This is a genomic window from Ruegeria sp. B11, assembly GCF_056539785.1.
On record NZ_JBQFVO010000001.1, the window covers coordinates 129183 to 145171 of the forward strand.

A 15989-nucleotide genomic window follows, 5' to 3' on the forward strand; every position below is an offset into this window, starting at 1 on the left:
ACTAGTTCAGCGTAACCTCTTGCCGCAGGTTTCCGGTCGTCTTGTCGAAGATCAGAATGCGATTGTCGTCGGTCACGATCGCATACCAGTTGTTGCCGATGGTCACGGCCTGGGCCTTTGCACCATCCGGCAGGTCTATCTGATCCGGCAGAGTCGGAGTTCGGTCCGATAGGCGGATGACAATCAAGGCGAATGTCACTAGAACCCCGCCAATCATTACCGCGGTCAACAGCATGACCATGCGCCGCAGCAGTCGAAGCTGCGGTGTTTCCTGCGGTTCCTGAGGTTCGGAAGGGACAGTCATGGGCACCCGCCTGATAGAGTTTCATATCGCGGCCGCTCCGCCGCCCCGCCTTGATAAGGCGCTTGCGCGGGATGTGCCAGCGGAAGTGAACCTGTCGCGCACCCGGCTGGCCCGACTGATCAATGAAGGGGCCGTGACTGTCGATGGTGCGGTAGTCGAAGACCCCAAAGCCAAGATTGCCGAAGGTGCGCAGATCGGGATCACCGTGGCCGAGGCTGAGGACAGCCACATCGGTCCCGAAGATATCCCGCTGGAGGTCGTCTATGAGGATGACGATCTGATCGTGATCAATAAACCTGCGGGAATGGTGGTGCATCCGGCACCGGGCTCGCCGAACGGGACGCTGGTCAATGCGTTGCTGCATCACTGTGGTGATGATCTTTCAGGCGTGGGCGGCGTCAAGCGTCCGGGCATCGTGCACCGGATCGATAAGGAGACCAGCGGATTGCTGGTGGTGGCCAAGTCAGATGCGGCGCATCACGGGCTGGCCGCTCAGTTCGAGGCGCATAGTGTCGAGCGTTATTATCGCGCGATTTGCTATGGCGTGCCTGATGCCAATGATCCACGTCTGCGCGGGATCAAGGGTGTCAGCTTTGAGCCGGGCAACATCATGCGTCTGACGACACAGCTGGCACGGCACAAGACCGATCGACAAAAGCAGGCTGTGTTGTTTCACGGTGGGCGCCATGCGGTAACGCGCGCACGGATTGTCGAGGTTTTTGGAACGCCGGGCAGCCTCTCTCTGATCGAATGCTGGCTTGAGACGGGCCGAACGCATCAAATCCGTGTCCATATGGCCCATGCCGGCCACGGGCTTGTCGGAGACCCGGTTTACGGCGGAAAGCGCAAACTGGCCGCGCGGGCATTCACGCCCGAGACCGCCGAGGCGGTGCAGGCTTTCCCCCGCCAAGCTCTGCACGCAGCAGTGTTAGGCTTCGAACACCCGGTCTCGGGCCAGGCATTACGTTTTGAAGCCCCGCTGCCGCAGGATATGGCGGACCTGCTGGAAAATCTCAGAAAACCACTGAAATAAACTGCAAAGGCTTGTGAAAAAGGCCTTTTCAGCTTTCCTTTACATAGGGTTAATCTCAGACTGTTAACAGATCCTCTTGAATGTATCGGGTCTGGTACCCATATCCCATGTTAAGGGCTTAAACATTTGTCCAAGGGGCAGAAATAAATGGCAAATTACTCAAATCTTCCAGCGCCGACACCCGAGGGTGGGCTGAACCGCTATATGCAGGAGATTCGCAAGTTTCCTCTGCTGGAGCCGGAGGAAGAATATATGCTGGCCAAGCGCTGGGTCGAGGAACAGGATACCGAGGCCGCGCATAAAATGGTCACGTCTCATCTGCGCTTGGCGGCCAAGATCGCCATGGGATATCGCGGCTATGGCTTGCCGCAGGCCGAGGTGATTTCCGAAGCCAATGTGGGCCTGATGCAGGCGGTCAAGAAATTTGACCCCGAAAAAGGCTTCCGGCTGGCGACCTATGCCATGTGGTGGATCCGCGCTTCGATCCAGGAATACGTCCTTCGGTCGTGGTCGATGGTGAAACTGGGTACAACATCGGCGCAGAAAAAGCTGTTCTTCAACCTGCGTAAAGCAAAGGCACGCATTGGCGCGCTGGAAGAAGGTGATCTGCGTCCTGAAAACGTGGCCAAGATTGCAGAAGACCTCGGAGTGACCGAGGAAGAAGTGATCAGCATGAACCGTCGGATGTCCGGTGGCGATGCTTCGCTGAACGCGACCGTGGGGTCCGAAGGCGAAGGCACCATGCAGTGGCAGGATTGGCTGGAAGATGAAGATGCCGATCAGGCTGGTGACTACGAGGCGCGCGATGAATTGGAAGCCCGGCGCGAATTGCTCGCTGCTGCGCTGGATGTTCTGAACGATCGCGAGAAAGACATCCTGACTCAGCGCCGTCTGATGGACCAGGCTGTTACGCTGGAAGAGCTGAGCACGCAGTACAATGTCAGCCGTGAACGTATTCGTCAGATTGAAGTGCGCGCGTTTGAGAAGCTGCAAAAGAAGATGCGAGAGCTTGCGCGCGAAAAAGGTATGCTGGGTTCAAACTAACCCCAGACTGATATCAGCCCGCCATATGAGCGGGCTGATTTTTTTAGTTATGCGAAAATGAAATCGGACTCGGACAGGTGGCTTGCCCAGATGCCTGATAGATAGATGCTGTCTCCGTCGTCCAACTCGATCTTGGTCCCGAAGAACTTTCCGTCGATATCGTCTTCGATGTCCTCAAAGCTGGTGATGCCATCGTATTCGGACAGGTCGATCTTGTCCTTGCCGACGCGGAAATCGACAATCCAGTCGTGACCGTCGCCTTCATCGAATACAAACGTATCCTTACCGCGCCCACCAAAGAGTTTGTCATTGCCTTCGCCGCCGTCGATGATGTCTTTCCCACGACCTCCGAAGATTTTGTCATGGCCTTCATCGCCACGCAGAATATCCTTTCCGCGCCCCCCGAAGATTATGTCGTTCCCGGCACCGCCAAGCGCCACATCATTGCCCGAGCCGGTGTTGATCACGTCATTGCCACCATCACCGTGAACAAAGTCTTTGCCGCGTCCGGTAAAGATGAATTCATCGCTGCTGTCACCCAGGATAAAGTCCGTGTTCTTTTTGCCCAGAATGCCCGACACCGAGACGGGTAGAAGTACGCCGTCAAGTACGTGAATGATACCGTTTGACGCATCCACGTCGAACGCGATCAAGCCGGGATCGTCGATGCCCGGATCGGCATCGCCCAGGCTGGGAGGATCGCTTTCAAGGTTCAGTTCGACTGACGACCCAAGCAAAGTTTGGATTTCAGCCCCGTCGCCTAGACCGACCACTGTGGTGCTGTCGAACTCACCATCGACCACGTGATACTTCAAAATGTTGGTTAGCAAAGGGATAGGGTCTCCGCCGCCAAGCAGGGTGAGCGCCTTGATGGTGTGGCCCAATGCTCCAGCCTCGTCATCCCCTTTATACCCAAGCGTTTGTGCCAGAGTAATAAAGGCAGCGTCATTTGGGGCAAAGACGGTCAGTTCTGCCTCAGGATTGTCCAGCGTTTCCGCCAGCCCGGCTGCAATCACCGCTTCGCGGAGAATGTCGAAATCCTGATTGTCGCTGTCAAACGTTCCGGGATCACCGCTTTTTAGCACTGTTCCTGTAATCGTATGTGTTGCTGGCATTTCAGTAAGCCTCCCATCCTGTTTGCCGTTGCTCCAGATGTTGCCAGAGCGCCATCCGAGCATGATTCAGTCGATGTTTGAGCTACGGCGGCAGTATCAGACTGGATCAACAAAACTGATTTGCGAGGGCAGGTTTGACGCCGATCGATTTTAGATTATCGATATAAAGTATAAGGTTATCGGGGTTTTTTAATCTCATCAAAAAATTTACCGAGGCGTATGATTTTCAAATAGATAGAGAAAGGACTGACTTATTGGCAGGTGCTTGATAGACAGATCAGGAACTGAATTACATTGAGCTCGCCCTGGGCGGGTTACATCAATTTTTAGGGGGCGCGCATGCATAAACCGGTCAATTGGGGTGTTCTGGGTGCAGCCAGATTCGCACGACAACACATGGCGCCCGCCATCCATGCGGCAGAGGGCGCGCGGCTGGCGGGGTTGGCGACCTCGGATCCGGCCAAGGCCGAGCCCTTTGCCAGATATTGCCCTGATCTGAATGTCTACAACAGCTATGAGGCATTGCTAGCCGATCCTGAGATTGAGGCGGTGTACATCCCGCTGCCAAACCATCTTCATGTCGAATGGAGCCTGAAGGCGCTGGATGCGGGCAAGCATGTGCTGTGCGAAAAGCCGATGACCATGCGGGCCGATGAGTTTGACGCTCTGATCGCAAAGAGGGACCAGACGGGTTTGCTGGCTGCCGAAGCATATATGATCGTGCATCACCCTCAGTGGCATCTGACCCGTAAACTGATCGCGGACGGAGCGATCGGCCGGCTGGTCCATGTCACCGGGGCGTTCAGCTATGACAACCGGGCGGACACGGGCAACATCCGCAACCGTGCGGAAACCGGTGGGGGCGGGCTGCGTGACATCGGGGTGTATGTCATCGGCAGCGCTCGGTTTGCGACTGGGCAAGAGCCGGTCTCGGTCAGCGGTGCGATCCGGTGGGAAAATGACGTGGATGTTTTCACCGAAATACGCGCGCAGTTTCCCGAATTTACCTATTCCGCCTACGTCTCAACACGCATGCATCCACATCAGGAAATGGTGTTTCACGGAGAAGGTGGCATGATCCGTCTAACCGCTCCGTTCAATGCCCGTGTGTTCGGCGAGGCGCGGGTTGAACTGCACCGACCGGGCCTTGAGGTTCTGGTGCCCCGGTTTCCTGCGGACAACCACTATCAATTGCAGGTCGAAGCGTTCTGCCGATCGGTTCGCGAAGGGGTTGAATATCCCTGTTCGTTGGAATTCGTGAGGGGCACACAAGAGGTTATCGATCAGGTCTTTGACGCCGCCGTTTCGCTCTAGCTTGCCACCCCTGTGGTGTCTCGCGTATCCTGTCCCGACCGGATCAGGAGGGCTAAATGGCGGGCGGCTGGGCGCGCGATGGCGCGGTGAGTGAACAGATCGAAGCTTCGATTTCAGATGAACTGGCGCGGATGCAGGCACAAAAGCGACCTGTGGGCGAAAGCCTTACCCATTGTGCTGAATGCGAAGAACCGATCCCCGAAAAACGCCGCCTTGCTCTGCCCGGCGTAAAGCTGTGCCTGGATTGCCAGCAAGAGCGTGACAGCAGCTTCAAGACCCGCGGCGGGATCAATCGGCGGGGTTCGAAAGACAGTCAGTTGAAATAACGCGAGGAGCACCCGGTGAAGGATCAGCCGCAGAGATCAGTACTGCAAAACGGGTTGGTTCTTGGGTTCCTAGCCGCGTTTCTATGGGGTACGCACAGTGTCATCGTGCGGTACCTGACCAGCGATCTCGGCGGGTTACAGATTGCCGTGTCTCGCCTGTTCATCGCTGCTTTTGCGATTTACTGCATGTTGCGGGTGATGGGCGCACGGGTTTCAATCCAGTACAGGGATTGGAACTTCCGGCTGGCGGTGTTGTCGACGGTGGTGAACTATATCCTGTTCCACATAGGTTTGGAACATACAGGTGCTGCTAATGCGATGGTGCTTGAGAATACCGCGCCGTTCTTCGTGTTGATATTTCTGTATTTCTTCGCGGATACCACCGTTGGCCGGACTGATGTATTGGCAACCCTGCTGGCGATCCTCGGTGTGTTTCTAACCGTCTATCGGGATTTTCAAGGCGGGGGAGAACCCCTGCTGGGCGATCTGATGGAAATCGGGGCGGGACTTAGCTGGGCGGTGTTCCTGATTTCCAGCAGCCGCGCGATGCAGTCATCGGAGACCACTGCCGAAAGGTTGAACTTCCTGTTTGGCATCTTTTTGTGTTCGGGCGTTTTGCTGGTGCCACTGGCGGCTTTTTCTATTCAGATGCCGACCGCTAACGACGTGATCTTCTTGATCCTTCTGGGCGTTTTGCCGACCGCGCTTGCCTATTATCTTTGGTACGAGGCCGCCGCCCGCGTGTCGACTTTGACGGCGACGTTGCTATTCGCCGCCTCGGTTGTGTTTACCTTTGTCAACTCGGCACTGTTTCTGGGCGCAACGATCACACCGCTTTCGATTGTTGGCGCGGTATTGATTGTCACGGCCATTTTCGTGACGACGATGAAATCAGCCAAAGAGAAATGAGGCAGCCATACAGGCTGCCTTTCAACTTTAGCTTTCCATCGCTTCCAGTTCGTCAATAAATCCCGAGATCATCGACAGGCCTTTGTCCCAGAACTCAGGGTCGCTGGCGTCCAGTCCGAACGGAGCCAGAAGCTCTTTATGGTGCTTGGAGCCACCGGCACGCAGCATTTCGAAATACTTGTCCTCGAACCCGTCTGCACCGCTTTCGTAGACCGAATAGAGCGCGTTCACGAGGCCATCACCGAAGGCATAGGCATAGACGTAGAACGGCGAGTGGACGAAGTGCGGGATATAGGCCCAGAAGGTCTCGTACCCGTCCATGAATTCGAATGCGGGGCCAAGGCTTTCAGCCTGAACGCTCATCCAAAGGGCGTTGATGTCGTCTGGTGTCAGCTCGCCCTCACGACGGGCGGCGTGCAGTTTGCATTCGAAGTCGTAGAAGGCGATCTGGCGGACGACTGTGTTGATCATGTCCTCGACCTTACCGGCCAGAAGCACCTTGCGCTGTTCCGCTGTCTCGGCCTGATCCAGCATTTTGCGGAAGGTCAGCATTTCACCAAAGACCGAAGCAGTTTCGGCCAAGGTCAGTGGGGTCGATGAAAGCATCTCGCCCTGATTGGCGGCCAATACCTGATGCACCCCGTGGCCCAATTCATGCGCCAAGGTCATCACATCGCGCGGTTTGCCCAGATAGTTGAGCATCACGTAGGGATGAACTTCGGTCACGGTGGGATGCGCAAAGGCGCCAGGCGCTTTGCCGGGCTTCACGGCCGCATCGATCCAACCCTTCGAGAAGAAGGGAGCTGCGATCTCACCCATCCGAGGATCAAACGCGTTATAGGCGTCCATCACCGTCTTCTCGGCCTCGGACCAATCGACGATGCGGGTGTCCTCCATCGGCAACGGAGCATTACGGTCCCACACTTGCATCACGTCCAGACCAAGCCATTTGCGTTTCAGTTCGTAGTAACGATGGCTCAGCTTGGGGTAGGCGGCCACAACGGCCTCGCGCAGGGCTTCGACCACTTCGGGCTCGACATCGTTCGACAGGTGGCGACCAGTCTGAGCAGTTGGCATGTTGCGCCAGCGGTCAACGATTTCTTTTTCCTTGGCCTGCGTATTGTGCACGCGCGCGAAGGTTTTGATATTGCTTTGGAAAACGCTGGCCAGTTCGCGCGCGGCAGCTTCACGTTTGGCACGATCCTGCTCGGTCAAATGGTTCAGCGTACCTTCGATATTCAACTCTTCGCCATCAACGGTAAAGGTCAGGCCCGCAATTGTCTCGTCGAACAGGCGCTCCCATGCATCGCCGACCACGCCGAGATCGTGCAGAAATTTCTCAAGCTCGTCGGATAGTTGATAAGGCTTCATCGCGCGGATACGGCGGAACACGGGCTCGTATCGCGCCAGATCGGCATTGGCGACAAAATGAGCAGCCAGCGCGTCATCGTCGATGCGATTCAGTTCCAGCGTGAAGAACACCAGAGGCGTGGTGAAGACGGTGATCTTCTCCTGCATGTCAGACAGGAACTTGGCGCGATCCGCGTCGGTGGTCAGTTGGTAATAGCGCAATCCGGCAAAGGACATGATCCGCCCGGCGATGGCGTTGATCTTTTCGTTGCGCAGCACGCAGGTCAGTAGTCCAGCTGCGTCCAATTCGGCCAGCTTACCCTCATAATCTGCGGCAAAGGACGCACATTCGCCCTCCAACCAGTCCAGATCGCGGGCCAGTTCGGGTGCATCTTCCGAGGCATAGAGGTCCGTCAGATCCCATTCCGGCAAATTGCCCAGATCATCGGCACCGCCGCCTGCATTTGCATCACGGACGGGAAAGGGAAGGTCGCGCATGGAACACCTCGAATAAACTGCGTTGGCAAACATTTAGGCGCGGCACGTCCGGATCACAAGCAAGCTGTCTGGTCAAACCTTAATGACAGGGCTCGGGTTTTGGTTTCGCCGCGGCTGCCGCGAAATGTGCAGCAAGTTGATCAAAGACCGGCCCGCGCACCTCGGGTGCCTCCATCAGAACTTCGTGTTCGCCGTCGGGGATCTCGATCAGAGTACCGCTAGGCCAGTTGGCCATACGTGCCCGAATGGCCTTGCGGTCCACGATCTGTTCGTGGCTGCCCAAGAAGGTCAGGGCAGGGATCTCGGGCGCGGTCTGTTCCATCAGCCAGGTGCATTCATCCAGCGCCTCGCGCAGCCAGATGGTAGACGGTGCGCCCAAAGCAAGTTCAGGGTGTGCGGCCAACTGATCCTGCATCATTCGGTACATCGCCGGATCGCGTGTCAGCACGTTTCCTTCGAAGGGCTGTGAGGCCACATAGCTCTCCAGCGTGGTGGTGGGCGGTGTTTTCTCGCCCAAGCCCAAGCGTGGCCCCCAATAGGCAGTTAGCTGGCTGAGCGGCTTCATGATTGTTGTAAAGAAAATCCCCCACATCGGGCCCGTAAAGGCGCAGGCCGCAAAATCAGCCCCCTCCAGAACGGCGCGAAGCCCGATAGCCCCGCCCATGGAATGGCCTATGACGTACCAAGGCTTGGGCAACTCCAGTTTTTCGGCCAGTTTCAGTATTGAGCGAACGTCGTGCTGGTAATCGGTAAATTGTTCGACATGACCGATCCGCGGATCATCCAGCAGGCGATCTGCAAGCCCTTGCCCGCGCCAATCGACCGCGAGGCTTGCAAAGCCCCGGTTCACAAATTCCTTGGCGGTATCACCATATTTTTCGATGTATTCCGTGCGACCGGGGAACAGCATCACCGTGCCGCGCGCATCGCCTCCGGGCAGCCAATGTGCCACGCGGATACGTTTGCCATCTTCGGTTATCAGCCAATGCGCCGCACCATCGGCAGGGCCGCCGGCCACGTCTTCGTATAAGGGGGCCGGCGAAAACTCCATCAGGCCAGCACCGAGGCGAGTTTCATGGCAATACCCATGTCTCCGTCAACGCTCAGCTTGCCGGACATGAACGCACCGGTTGGGTTCAGGTCGCCGCTGAGAATCTGTTCAAAGGTGTCCGCATCGGCGCTGAGGGTCACATCAGCATCTTCGTCGCTTACCCGCGCACCGCTTGCATCCAGAATGATAGAACCCAGATCGGCAATGGCAAATTTGGCTGACGCATCGAAATCGCCGCCCGACAGTTTCTCATTCAATGCCGCCGCGGCTTTTTCCAGAATATCGCTCATGGTCTTCCTCATATTGTTCATGCGCCGTGAATGGACATCCCCGGTCGCTACGCTACACTGACCATTGTTATGGGTATTGCAATCACCAATCTCAAACGTACCGTCGCGGCACTTGCCGTCATAGTCACGTTTTCCACCAGTTGCATCGCGCAGCAGGCGGATTCGCGGGACGAGGCATCACTGTTGCAGCAACTGGCACAATCGACGCCCGAACAGGCCATCGGATTGGATCGGCAATTGCAGGCGCTGTGGTCACAATCAGGTTCGGCTTCAGCGGATTTGCTGTTGGAACGCGGACGCGAAGCGCTGGATGACGGGGATGTCGAGGCCGCGCTTGATCATTTGACGGCGCTTACCGATCACGCACCCGAATTTGCCGAGGGTTGGCATGTGCGCGCTTCGGTTTTCTTCGGCATTGACATGTTTGGCATGGCTGCGGCGGATCTTGAACAGGCATTGACCCTGAATCCGAACAACTACGACGCTATTTACGGCCTTGGCCTCATTTTTGAGATCGTGGGCAAGCCAGAACAAGCGCTTGAGGCCTATTCACGTGCCCTGTCTATACATCCCCATCATGAAGAAGTAACCAATGCCGTGAATCGGCTGAAGCCTCAGGTTGAAGGCAAGGCGCTGTAAGTCTCAGGGCGCAGGGGGCAAAGGTGAGCGGGTCATCCCGAATCGTGGCCGTACTTGGCCCGACGAACACAGGTAAAACTCACTACGCGATTGAACGTATGCTGGGGTACCGGACCGGTGTCATCGGTCTGCCGCTGCGGCTGCTCGCGCGCGAGGTCTATGACAAGATTGTCGCTATTCGCGGTCCGTCTGTTGTGGCGCTGGTGACAGGCGAGGAACGGATCGTACCGCCGCGCACCCAATACTGGGTCTGTACAGTTGAGGCGATGCCAGAAGGCATGGGCACTGATTTTGTAGCGATTGACGAAATTCAGCTTTGCGTGGATCCCGAACGCGGCCATGTCTTTACTGATCGCCTGTTGCGGTCGCGCGGCACCAATGAAACGCTGTTTCTCGGCTCTGACACCATGCGCGGCCCCATCGCGGCCCTTGTGCCCGAAGCGCAGTTCATCCGGCGTGAACGGATGTCTCAGCTGGTCTATTCCGGTTCGAAAAAGATCAGCCGAATGCCTGCGCGCAGTGCGATCGTCGGATTCTCGGTCGATAACGTCTATGCCATCGCCGAGCTGCTTCGTCGCCAAAAGGGCGGGGCTGCGGTCGTCATGGGGGCGCTCAGCCCTCGCACGCGGAATGCGCAGGTTGACCTCTATCAAAACGGTGAGGTTGATTATCTGGTGGCTACGGATGCCATCGGTATGGGGTTGAACCTGGATGTGAACCATGTGGCGTTCTCATCTCTGACCAAGTTTGATGGCCGCCGAATGCGGCCTCTGGCCCCCAACGAGTTGGCCCAGATCGCAGGACGGGCCGGGCGCGGAATGTCGGATGGCACGTTTGGTGTGACGGGCGAGGCTCCGCCGCTGGATGAGGGCGTAGCCCAAGCCATTATGGACAGCCGGTTCACGCCTATGAAAAAGTTGAATTGGCGGAATGCCGCTTTGCGGTTCGGCTCAATCGACGCACTAATCGACTCGCTTGAGGTCAGCCCAGACAATGAGCACCTGATCAAAGCGCGGCCAGCTGACGATCTGAACGTCCTGAAATCTCTGTCCCAAGTCACCGAAGTTGTTGCCCGTGCCAGCGATGGACCGTCGATCCGATTGCTATGGGATGTGTGCAGAATCCCCGATTTTCGCGGCATCAGCCATGCCGAACATGCCAGCCTGCTTGAGGTGATCTATGGCCATCTGCATGAGCGCGGAAGTATCCCCGATGATTTCATGGCGCGGCAAATCCGCCGTATCGACCAAACCCATGGCGACATTGATGCATTGTCCAAAAGGTTGGCATATATTCGCACTTGGACATATGTTGCGCAACGAAACGGTTGGGTGCGTGACGAATCCCATTGGCGCGAGGAAACGCGCACTGTAGAAGACAGGCTGTCGGACGCTCTTCACGACCGTTTGACTCAGCGATTTGTGGACCGGCGCACGTCAGTGTTGCTGCGCCGGCTCAAACAGAAGGAGGCCCTTTTGGCCGAAGTAAATGACAAGGGTGAAGTGACCGTCGAAGGCGAATTCGTCGGTCGTCTGGAAGGGTTCCGGTTTACCCCGGACAAAAGCGCGCAGGGGACTGAAGCGAAAGCCTTGAAGTCAGCCTCTCTGCAGGCACTCGCGCCGCAATTCCATCTGCGTGCCGATCGCTTCTACAATGCGCCCGATACCGAAATTGATTTCACCGATCAGGGTGGCCTGATGTGGGGCGAGTATGCCGTGGGCAAACTTGTTGCCGGTGCCGAGCCTCTCAAGCCTGTAGTCGAGGTTTTTGTCGATGAGGCCGCCGGGCCGGACGTGGAACAGAAGGTTCAGCGCCGCCTGCAGCATTTCATCGACCGCAAAGTGGCAGCCCTGTTCGAGCCGCTGCTGAACCTGTCGCGGGATGAGGAGCTGAGCGGTCTGGCCAAAGGTTTTGCCTTCCGCATGGTCGAGGCGCTGGGCGTTCTGCCGCGCGCGCAGGTCGCGCAAGAGGTCAAGGATCTGGATCAGGATGCCCGTGGTGCACTGCGTAAACATGGCATCCGGTTCGGTCAATTCACCATCTTCATGCCGCTGCTGCTGAAACCCGCGCCAACGCGCCTGCGTCTGGTACTTTGGGCATTGTCCGGTGGCTTGCAGGAGTTCCCCGAAGCACCACCTCCGGGTCTGGTTACCGTTCCGGTCGCCAAGGACGCGCCGCAGGGCTATGACACCATGTGCGGCTACCGCGATGCGGGCGAACGCTCAATCCGGATCGATATGCTGGAACGGCTGGCCGACATGCTGCGGTCCGAGGATAGCCGCGGTGGGTTCGAAGCCAAACCCGACATGTTGTCGATTACCGGCATGACCTTGGAACAGTTTGCAGACCTGATGCAGGGACTGGGTTACAAGGCCGAACGCGGCGAACGTGAGAAGGCCAAACCGGTCCCCACGGAGCAGCCTGTGGCGGAAGCTGAGGAACAACCCGTCGTCGATGAGACACCGACCGCAAATGCCGAAGCGGATGACGTCGGTATAACCGCCGAGACGGCAGCCGAAGCCTCCGAAAGCACCGAGGCGGCAGCAGAGGCTACGGCCACTGAGAAATCAGCAGAGTCCAATTCGGATGAGCCCGAAATTGAGGTGTTCTACACCTTCACTTGGGGGCGCCAACGTCAGCAAAACCGTGGTCCGCGTCGCGAGCAGGGGCAGGGCAAGGGCAAGCCGCGTGGTAAACCTCAGGGCAAGCCGCATGGCAAGAAGGGGGGCAAGCCTCAGGGCGCCAAGACCTTCTCGTCACGGCCACCCAAAAAGGAAAAGGCAATCGATCCCGATAACCCATTTGCGGCAGCGTTGATGGGTCTGAAGGACGGCAACTGATCCGCGATGGCCGAGGCCAAGCTGCGGATCGACAAATGGTTGTGGCAGGCGCGGTTCTTCAAGACCCGTAGCCTGGCCGCCAAACAGGTCAGCGGCGGCCGTGTGCGTCTTAACGGAAATCGGGTGCTTAAACCGGCGCAAGCCGTGGCACCCGGAGATGTCCTGACCTTTCCGCAGGGGCGTATTGTCCGGGTTGTACGTATCGAAGCGCTTGGCGTGCGTCGCGGTCCGGCCCCCGAGGCGCAAGCTTTGTACTTTGATATGACCGAAAAGCAGGACGTATCGCCCAAGAATCCTGCGTTTGAGGGAAAAGGTCGTCCAACCAAGAAAGAAAGACGCGCGCTTGATCTTTCTCGCATCCCAAAGGGGTGATCTGACCTTGAAGCGGCGGTCAGACTGGATTAGCTAGTCGCCAAAGCGCAAACGGGAAATTCAACATGACCTACGTTGTCACCGAAAACTGTATTGGCTGCAAATACACCGACTGTGTCGAGGTTTGTCCGGTGGATTGTTTCTACGAAGGTGAAAACACATTGGTCATTCACCCCGACGAATGCATTGACTGCGGTGTCTGCGAACCCGAATGCCCCGCCGACGCCATCCGCCCGGACACCGAGCCGGGGATGGAGCAGTGGGTCGAATTCAACCGGAAATATTCGGAAATGTGGCCGGTGATCGTGACCAAAAAAGACCCCTTGCCCGAGGCCGAGGAACGCGACGGCGAAGAAGGCAAGATGGAGAAATATTTCTCGGAAGCCCCCGGCGAGGGCGGTTGACCGATTCGGCAGCCGGTTACCGTTCATTTGGCATCAATCTGTGCATTAATTATTTGAGGTAGAAAGGGAATTTCCCATTTACCTTGGCGCGGTCTTTTGAGTGTCGCAAATTTGTGATATACTTGGGACCGAATGATGACTGTGATTGGGATGTGCTCCGTAAGTATGCTCGCTTTGGAGTTCTGAATTTATGACAAATAAGCCGCCTGACGGGGCCATGCAGGGCCTCGGCTGTGGTGCTTTTGTCGTCTCATATCCCGATCAGTAATGAAGGATGAATATGAATGTCGAAATCGAAAAAGCTTGAGTTCCGCCCGAACGATTATGTCGTCTACCCGGCTCATGGCGTAGGTCAGATCGTGTCAATCGAAGAGCAGGAAGTTGCAGGCTTCTCGCTTGAGCTGTTCGTGATTTCTTTTGAAAAAGACAAAATGACCCTGCGCGTGCCGACTAACAAGGTCACTGAATCGGGGCTTCGGTCGCTCAGCTCACCGGATGTGATCAGTCAGGCAATGAAGACGCTGAAGGGCAAAGCCAAGGTCAAACGCGCCATGTGGTCGCGCCGGGCGCAGGAATACGAGCAAAAGATCAACTCGGGTGACTTGATCTCGATCGCCGAAGTGGTCCGCGACCTGCACCGCACCGACGACCAGCGCGAGCAGAGTTATTCCGAGCGTCAGCTGTACGAAGCCGCGCTGGAACGTCTGACACGCGAAGTGGCCGCAGTTTCTGGCGCCGATGAGATTTCGGCTGCCAAACAGGTCGATGAGGTTCTGACCTCACGCGCAGCCTGATTGCGTTCGAGCCAATTTAAGGGTCGTCCCGATATCCGGGGCGGCCCTTTTTCGCAACTAGGCGCTTGGTCTTGTGGTGTGTGTCGGGTATTTTTCTGTAACTGCAGGAAGATACGGGGACATGATGAAGCAAACCGTCAAGTTTCTCTACATCAGCCACGAGCCGGTCTCGGTCTGGTTTCGCTATGGGCTGATCCTGTTCGATATCGCCTCGATCATCTTTTTTGTCTCCACGGCGAATATCCCGCATGGGCCTGGGCTGACGGCGGCAAGTTTGGGTGTCGGGCTGATCATCCTAATGGATTTCTGCGCGCGGATGTGGATTTCCAAAGACCGCTGGAAACTGCTGCGCCAGATTTACACGATGGCAGACATCGTTGTGATCGTGTCGCTGCTGCTTGACCCGTTCCTGACCGGCAATCTCGCGTTTCTTCGGATATTGCGCGCGTTGCGGCTGATCCATTCCTATCATCTGCTGCGGGATTTGCGCCGAGATAGTCCTTTCTTCCGAACCCACGAGGACGCGGTGATTGCGGCGATCAATCTGATGGTCTTTGTTTTTGCAACCTCGACTGCAGTACTGGTCTTTTTCGTCCCCGAAGATGCGCAGACCCCCTATATCGACGCGCTTTATTTCACTATGGCGACCCTGACGACAACGGGGTTCGGAGATATCACGCTGGGCACACCAGCGGGAAAGCTGTTTTCCGTTTTCATCATGGTTGTTGGCGTGGCGTTGTTTGTCCGTCTGGCGCAGGCGATCTTCATGCCGCAGAAAGTGCGCTACAAATGCCCAAGCTGCGGCCTGTTCCGGCACGATCCGGATGCTGTGCATTGCAAACACTGTGGCGCGACGCTGCGCATTGAAACCGGTGGGGCGTCTTAGATTGAGGCTGTTAGCGTCAGGAGGAAGATGATTTCCGAGACCTGCTGCGTGGCCCCCAGAATATCACCGGTTTGGCCACCGATCTTGGTCTTGGCGATGCGAGCGACAAAAGCCGCTGCAAGTAGGGCGCAGAGCATCGGCGTGATGGCTGATCCACCCAGCAGCAATAGCGACAGGACGATAGCCAACACGATACTGGCCAGCACCGCAGACAAGGGGGGCGCACCAACCGAATGGCTCAGCCCCGATTTGCGAGCGTTGGGTAGCGCGCGCATCAGCACGGGCATCATGGCGCGTGAGAACAGGCAGGCGGCCAATATGCCCGTCAACAGACCCGCACCGATCAGTGCCATGACAGCAGCAATTCGAAGCAGTTGGCCCAGCAACAGGGCCAGTACGCCGTAAGTGCCGATATGGCTGTCCTTCATGATCTCCAGTCGACGTTCGGTTGTGAAGCCGCCCCAAAGCCCGTCGGCCGTATCGGCTAGCCCGTCTTCGTGCATCGCTCCGGTTGCGATGATCAACGTGGCGACCAGCAGGGCGGCGGTGGCAAGGGTTGGCAGCTGCGCCCAGATTGCAATCCAGGCGACGCCGCAAGCCAGCGCCCCCACAACAAGCCCGGCAAGGGGATAGGCCCAAGCCGCACGCGACTGGCGGGTGAACGCTTGATCGGGCAGGCGTGGCAGGGGCAGGCGCGTCAAAAGGACCAGAGCCAGCGAGATATCCCACAGGGAAAACGGGGCGGTGTCGTTTTTGGTCACTCCCAGGCCTTTCCGGGTCTTGTTGCTTTGCCAGCATTGGTTAAACACACACAACCACT

At 57.1% G+C, this 15989-nt stretch carries 17 protein-coding genes; 11 read left to right on the forward strand and 6 right to left on the reverse strand.

The features are described 5' to 3' along the window. Position 1: 1 nt before the first annotated feature. Positions 2–304, reverse strand: a complete 303-nt coding sequence (locus ACR0I1_RS00695) for a DUF6476 family protein (protein WP_480704541.1) — start codon at positions 302–304, stop codon at positions 2–4. On the opposite strand from ACR0I1_RS00695, the gene ACR0I1_RS00700 reads away from it, so the two are divergent. Both ACR0I1_RS00700 and rpoH read left to right on the forward strand, forming a co-directional pair. Beyond that, positions 303–1337, forward strand: coding sequence for an RluA family pseudouridine synthase (locus ACR0I1_RS00700; RefSeq protein WP_480704543.1), 1035 nt, complete (start codon positions 303–305; stop codon positions 1335–1337). The two genes, ACR0I1_RS00695 and ACR0I1_RS00700, sit on opposite strands and share 2 nt — an antisense overlap. Before the next feature lie 147 nt (positions 1338–1484). After that, positions 1485–2381: an RNA polymerase sigma factor RpoH gene (rpoH, locus tag ACR0I1_RS00705; RefSeq protein ID WP_170393423.1), complete on the forward strand. Its 897-nt coding sequence runs from the start codon at positions 1485–1487 to the stop codon at positions 2379–2381. A 47-nt stretch (positions 2382–2428) separates the two neighbouring features. Here rpoH and ACR0I1_RS00710 read toward each other — a convergent pair whose 3' ends face one another. Beyond that, positions 2429–3496, reverse strand: coding sequence for a fasciclin domain-containing protein (locus ACR0I1_RS00710; protein WP_480704545.1), 1068 nt, complete (start codon positions 3494–3496; stop codon positions 2429–2431). Positions 3497–3835: 339 nt separating this feature from the next. Between ACR0I1_RS00710 and ACR0I1_RS00715 the strand changes: the two genes are divergently transcribed. Genes ACR0I1_RS00715 through ACR0I1_RS00725 form a run of 3 tightly spaced genes read left to right on the forward strand, consistent with a single transcriptional unit; the run spans position 3836 to position 6045 of the window. Then, positions 3836–4810, forward strand: coding sequence for a Gfo/Idh/MocA family protein (locus ACR0I1_RS00715; RefSeq protein ID WP_170510509.1), 975 nt, complete (start codon positions 3836–3838; stop codon positions 4808–4810). A 56-nt stretch (positions 4811–4866) separates the two neighbouring features. Next, the gene (locus ACR0I1_RS00720; RefSeq protein ID WP_010439380.1) at positions 4867–5136 is read left to right on the forward strand and encodes a DksA/TraR family C4-type zinc finger protein; all 270 of its coding nucleotides are present in this window, start codon (positions 4867–4869) and stop codon (positions 5134–5136) included. A 15-nt stretch (positions 5137–5151) separates the two neighbouring features. After that, entirely contained in the window at positions 5152–6045 is an 894-nt protein-coding gene (locus ACR0I1_RS00725) for a DMT family transporter (protein ID WP_170393415.1), read from the forward strand. A 27-nt stretch (positions 6046–6072) separates the two neighbouring features. Here ACR0I1_RS00725 and ACR0I1_RS00730 read toward each other — a convergent pair whose 3' ends face one another. From ACR0I1_RS00730 to ACR0I1_RS00740, 3 genes are all read right to left on the reverse strand, one after another. Beyond that, a complete protein-coding gene (locus tag ACR0I1_RS00730; protein ID WP_170393413.1) occupies positions 6073–7893 on the reverse strand; it encodes a M3 family oligoendopeptidase in 1821 nt (606 codons plus the stop codon). Positions 7894–7972: 79 nt separating this feature from the next. Further along, positions 7973–8944: an alpha/beta fold hydrolase gene (locus ACR0I1_RS00735; RefSeq protein ID WP_480704547.1), complete on the reverse strand. Its 972-nt coding sequence runs from the start codon at positions 8942–8944 to the stop codon at positions 7973–7975. Further along, positions 8944–9234: an SCP2 sterol-binding domain-containing protein gene (locus tag ACR0I1_RS00740; RefSeq protein ID WP_170393409.1), complete on the reverse strand. Its 291-nt coding sequence runs from the start codon at positions 9232–9234 to the stop codon at positions 8944–8946. The genes ACR0I1_RS00735 and ACR0I1_RS00740 overlap by 1 nt, the downstream gene beginning before the upstream one ends. Before the next feature lie 30 nt (positions 9235–9264). On the opposite strand from ACR0I1_RS00740, the gene ACR0I1_RS00745 reads away from it, so the two are divergent. The 6 genes from ACR0I1_RS00745 to ACR0I1_RS00770 all read left to right on the forward strand — a co-directional run bounded on the left by ACR0I1_RS00745 (position 9265) and on the right by ACR0I1_RS00770 (position 15169). Beyond that, positions 9265–9873, forward strand: a complete 609-nt coding sequence (locus ACR0I1_RS00745) for a tetratricopeptide repeat protein (RefSeq protein WP_480704548.1) — start codon at positions 9265–9267, stop codon at positions 9871–9873. 23 nt (positions 9874–9896) lie between these two features. After that, positions 9897–12713: a helicase-related protein gene (locus ACR0I1_RS00750; RefSeq protein WP_480704549.1), complete on the forward strand. Its 2817-nt coding sequence runs from the start codon at positions 9897–9899 to the stop codon at positions 12711–12713. A 6-nt stretch (positions 12714–12719) separates the two neighbouring features. Then, the gene (locus ACR0I1_RS00755) at positions 12720–13085 is read left to right on the forward strand and encodes an RNA-binding S4 domain-containing protein (protein WP_480704550.1); all 366 of its coding nucleotides are present in this window, start codon (positions 12720–12722) and stop codon (positions 13083–13085) included. 65 nt (positions 13086–13150) lie between these two features. Beyond that, positions 13151–13489, forward strand: coding sequence for a ferredoxin FdxA (fdxA, locus tag ACR0I1_RS00760; protein WP_010439399.1), 339 nt, complete (start codon positions 13151–13153; stop codon positions 13487–13489). A gap of 284 nt (positions 13490–13773) precedes the next feature. Further along, a complete protein-coding gene (locus tag ACR0I1_RS00765) occupies positions 13774–14283 on the forward strand; it encodes a CarD family transcriptional regulator (RefSeq protein ID WP_010439402.1) in 510 nt (169 codons plus the stop codon). A gap of 124 nt (positions 14284–14407) precedes the next feature. Beyond that, a complete protein-coding gene (locus ACR0I1_RS00770) occupies positions 14408–15169 on the forward strand; it encodes an ion channel (protein ID WP_170406404.1) in 762 nt (253 codons plus the stop codon). On the opposite strand, the gene cobS is transcribed toward ACR0I1_RS00770, so the two are convergent. After that, positions 15166–15930, reverse strand: coding sequence for an adenosylcobinamide-GDP ribazoletransferase (cobS, locus tag ACR0I1_RS00775; RefSeq protein WP_480704551.1), 765 nt, complete (start codon positions 15928–15930; stop codon positions 15166–15168). The two genes, ACR0I1_RS00770 and cobS, sit on opposite strands and share 4 nt — an antisense overlap. Positions 15931–15989 lie beyond the last annotated feature (59 nt).

Bases quoted from the DNA above. Each gene is read 5' to 3' on its own strand.
- ACR0I1_RS00700 (WP_480704543.1), top strand. From the start codon at position 303: ATGGGCACCCGCCTGATAGAGTTTCATATCGCGGCCGCTCCGCCGCCC.
- ACR0I1_RS00695 (WP_480704541.1), bottom strand. From the start codon at position 304: ATGACTGTCCCTTCCGAACCTCAGGAACCGCAGGAAACACCGCAGCTT.
- rpoH (WP_170393423.1), top strand. From the start codon at position 1,485: ATGGCAAATTACTCAAATCTTCCAGCGCCGACACCCGAGGGTGGGCTG.
- ACR0I1_RS00710 (WP_480704545.1), bottom strand. From the start codon at position 3,496: ATGCCAGCAACACATACGATTACAGGAACAGTGCTAAAAAGCGGTGAT.
- ACR0I1_RS00715 (WP_170510509.1), top strand. From the start codon at position 3,836: ATGCATAAACCGGTCAATTGGGGTGTTCTGGGTGCAGCCAGATTCGCA.
- ACR0I1_RS00720 (WP_010439380.1), top strand. From the start codon at position 4,867: ATGGCGGGCGGCTGGGCGCGCGATGGCGCGGTGAGTGAACAGATCGAA.
- ACR0I1_RS00730 (WP_170393413.1), bottom strand. From the start codon at position 7,893: ATGCGCGACCTTCCCTTTCCCGTCCGTGATGCAAATGCAGGCGGCGGT.
- ACR0I1_RS00735 (WP_480704547.1), bottom strand. From the start codon at position 8,944: ATGGAGTTTTCGCCGGCCCCCTTATACGAAGACGTGGCCGGCGGCCCT.
- ACR0I1_RS00740 (WP_170393409.1), bottom strand. From the start codon at position 9,234: ATGAGCGATATTCTGGAAAAAGCCGCGGCGGCATTGAATGAGAAACTG.
- ACR0I1_RS00745 (WP_480704548.1), top strand. From the start codon at position 9,265: ATGGACATCCCCGGTCGCTACGCTACACTGACCATTGTTATGGGTATT.
- ACR0I1_RS00755 (WP_480704550.1), top strand. From the start codon at position 12,720: ATGGCCGAGGCCAAGCTGCGGATCGACAAATGGTTGTGGCAGGCGCGG.
- fdxA (WP_010439399.1), top strand. From the start codon at position 13,151: ATGACCTACGTTGTCACCGAAAACTGTATTGGCTGCAAATACACCGAC.
- ACR0I1_RS00765 (WP_010439402.1), top strand. From the start codon at position 13,774: ATGTCGAAATCGAAAAAGCTTGAGTTCCGCCCGAACGATTATGTCGTC.
- ACR0I1_RS00770 (WP_170406404.1), top strand. From the start codon at position 14,408: ATGAAGCAAACCGTCAAGTTTCTCTACATCAGCCACGAGCCGGTCTCG.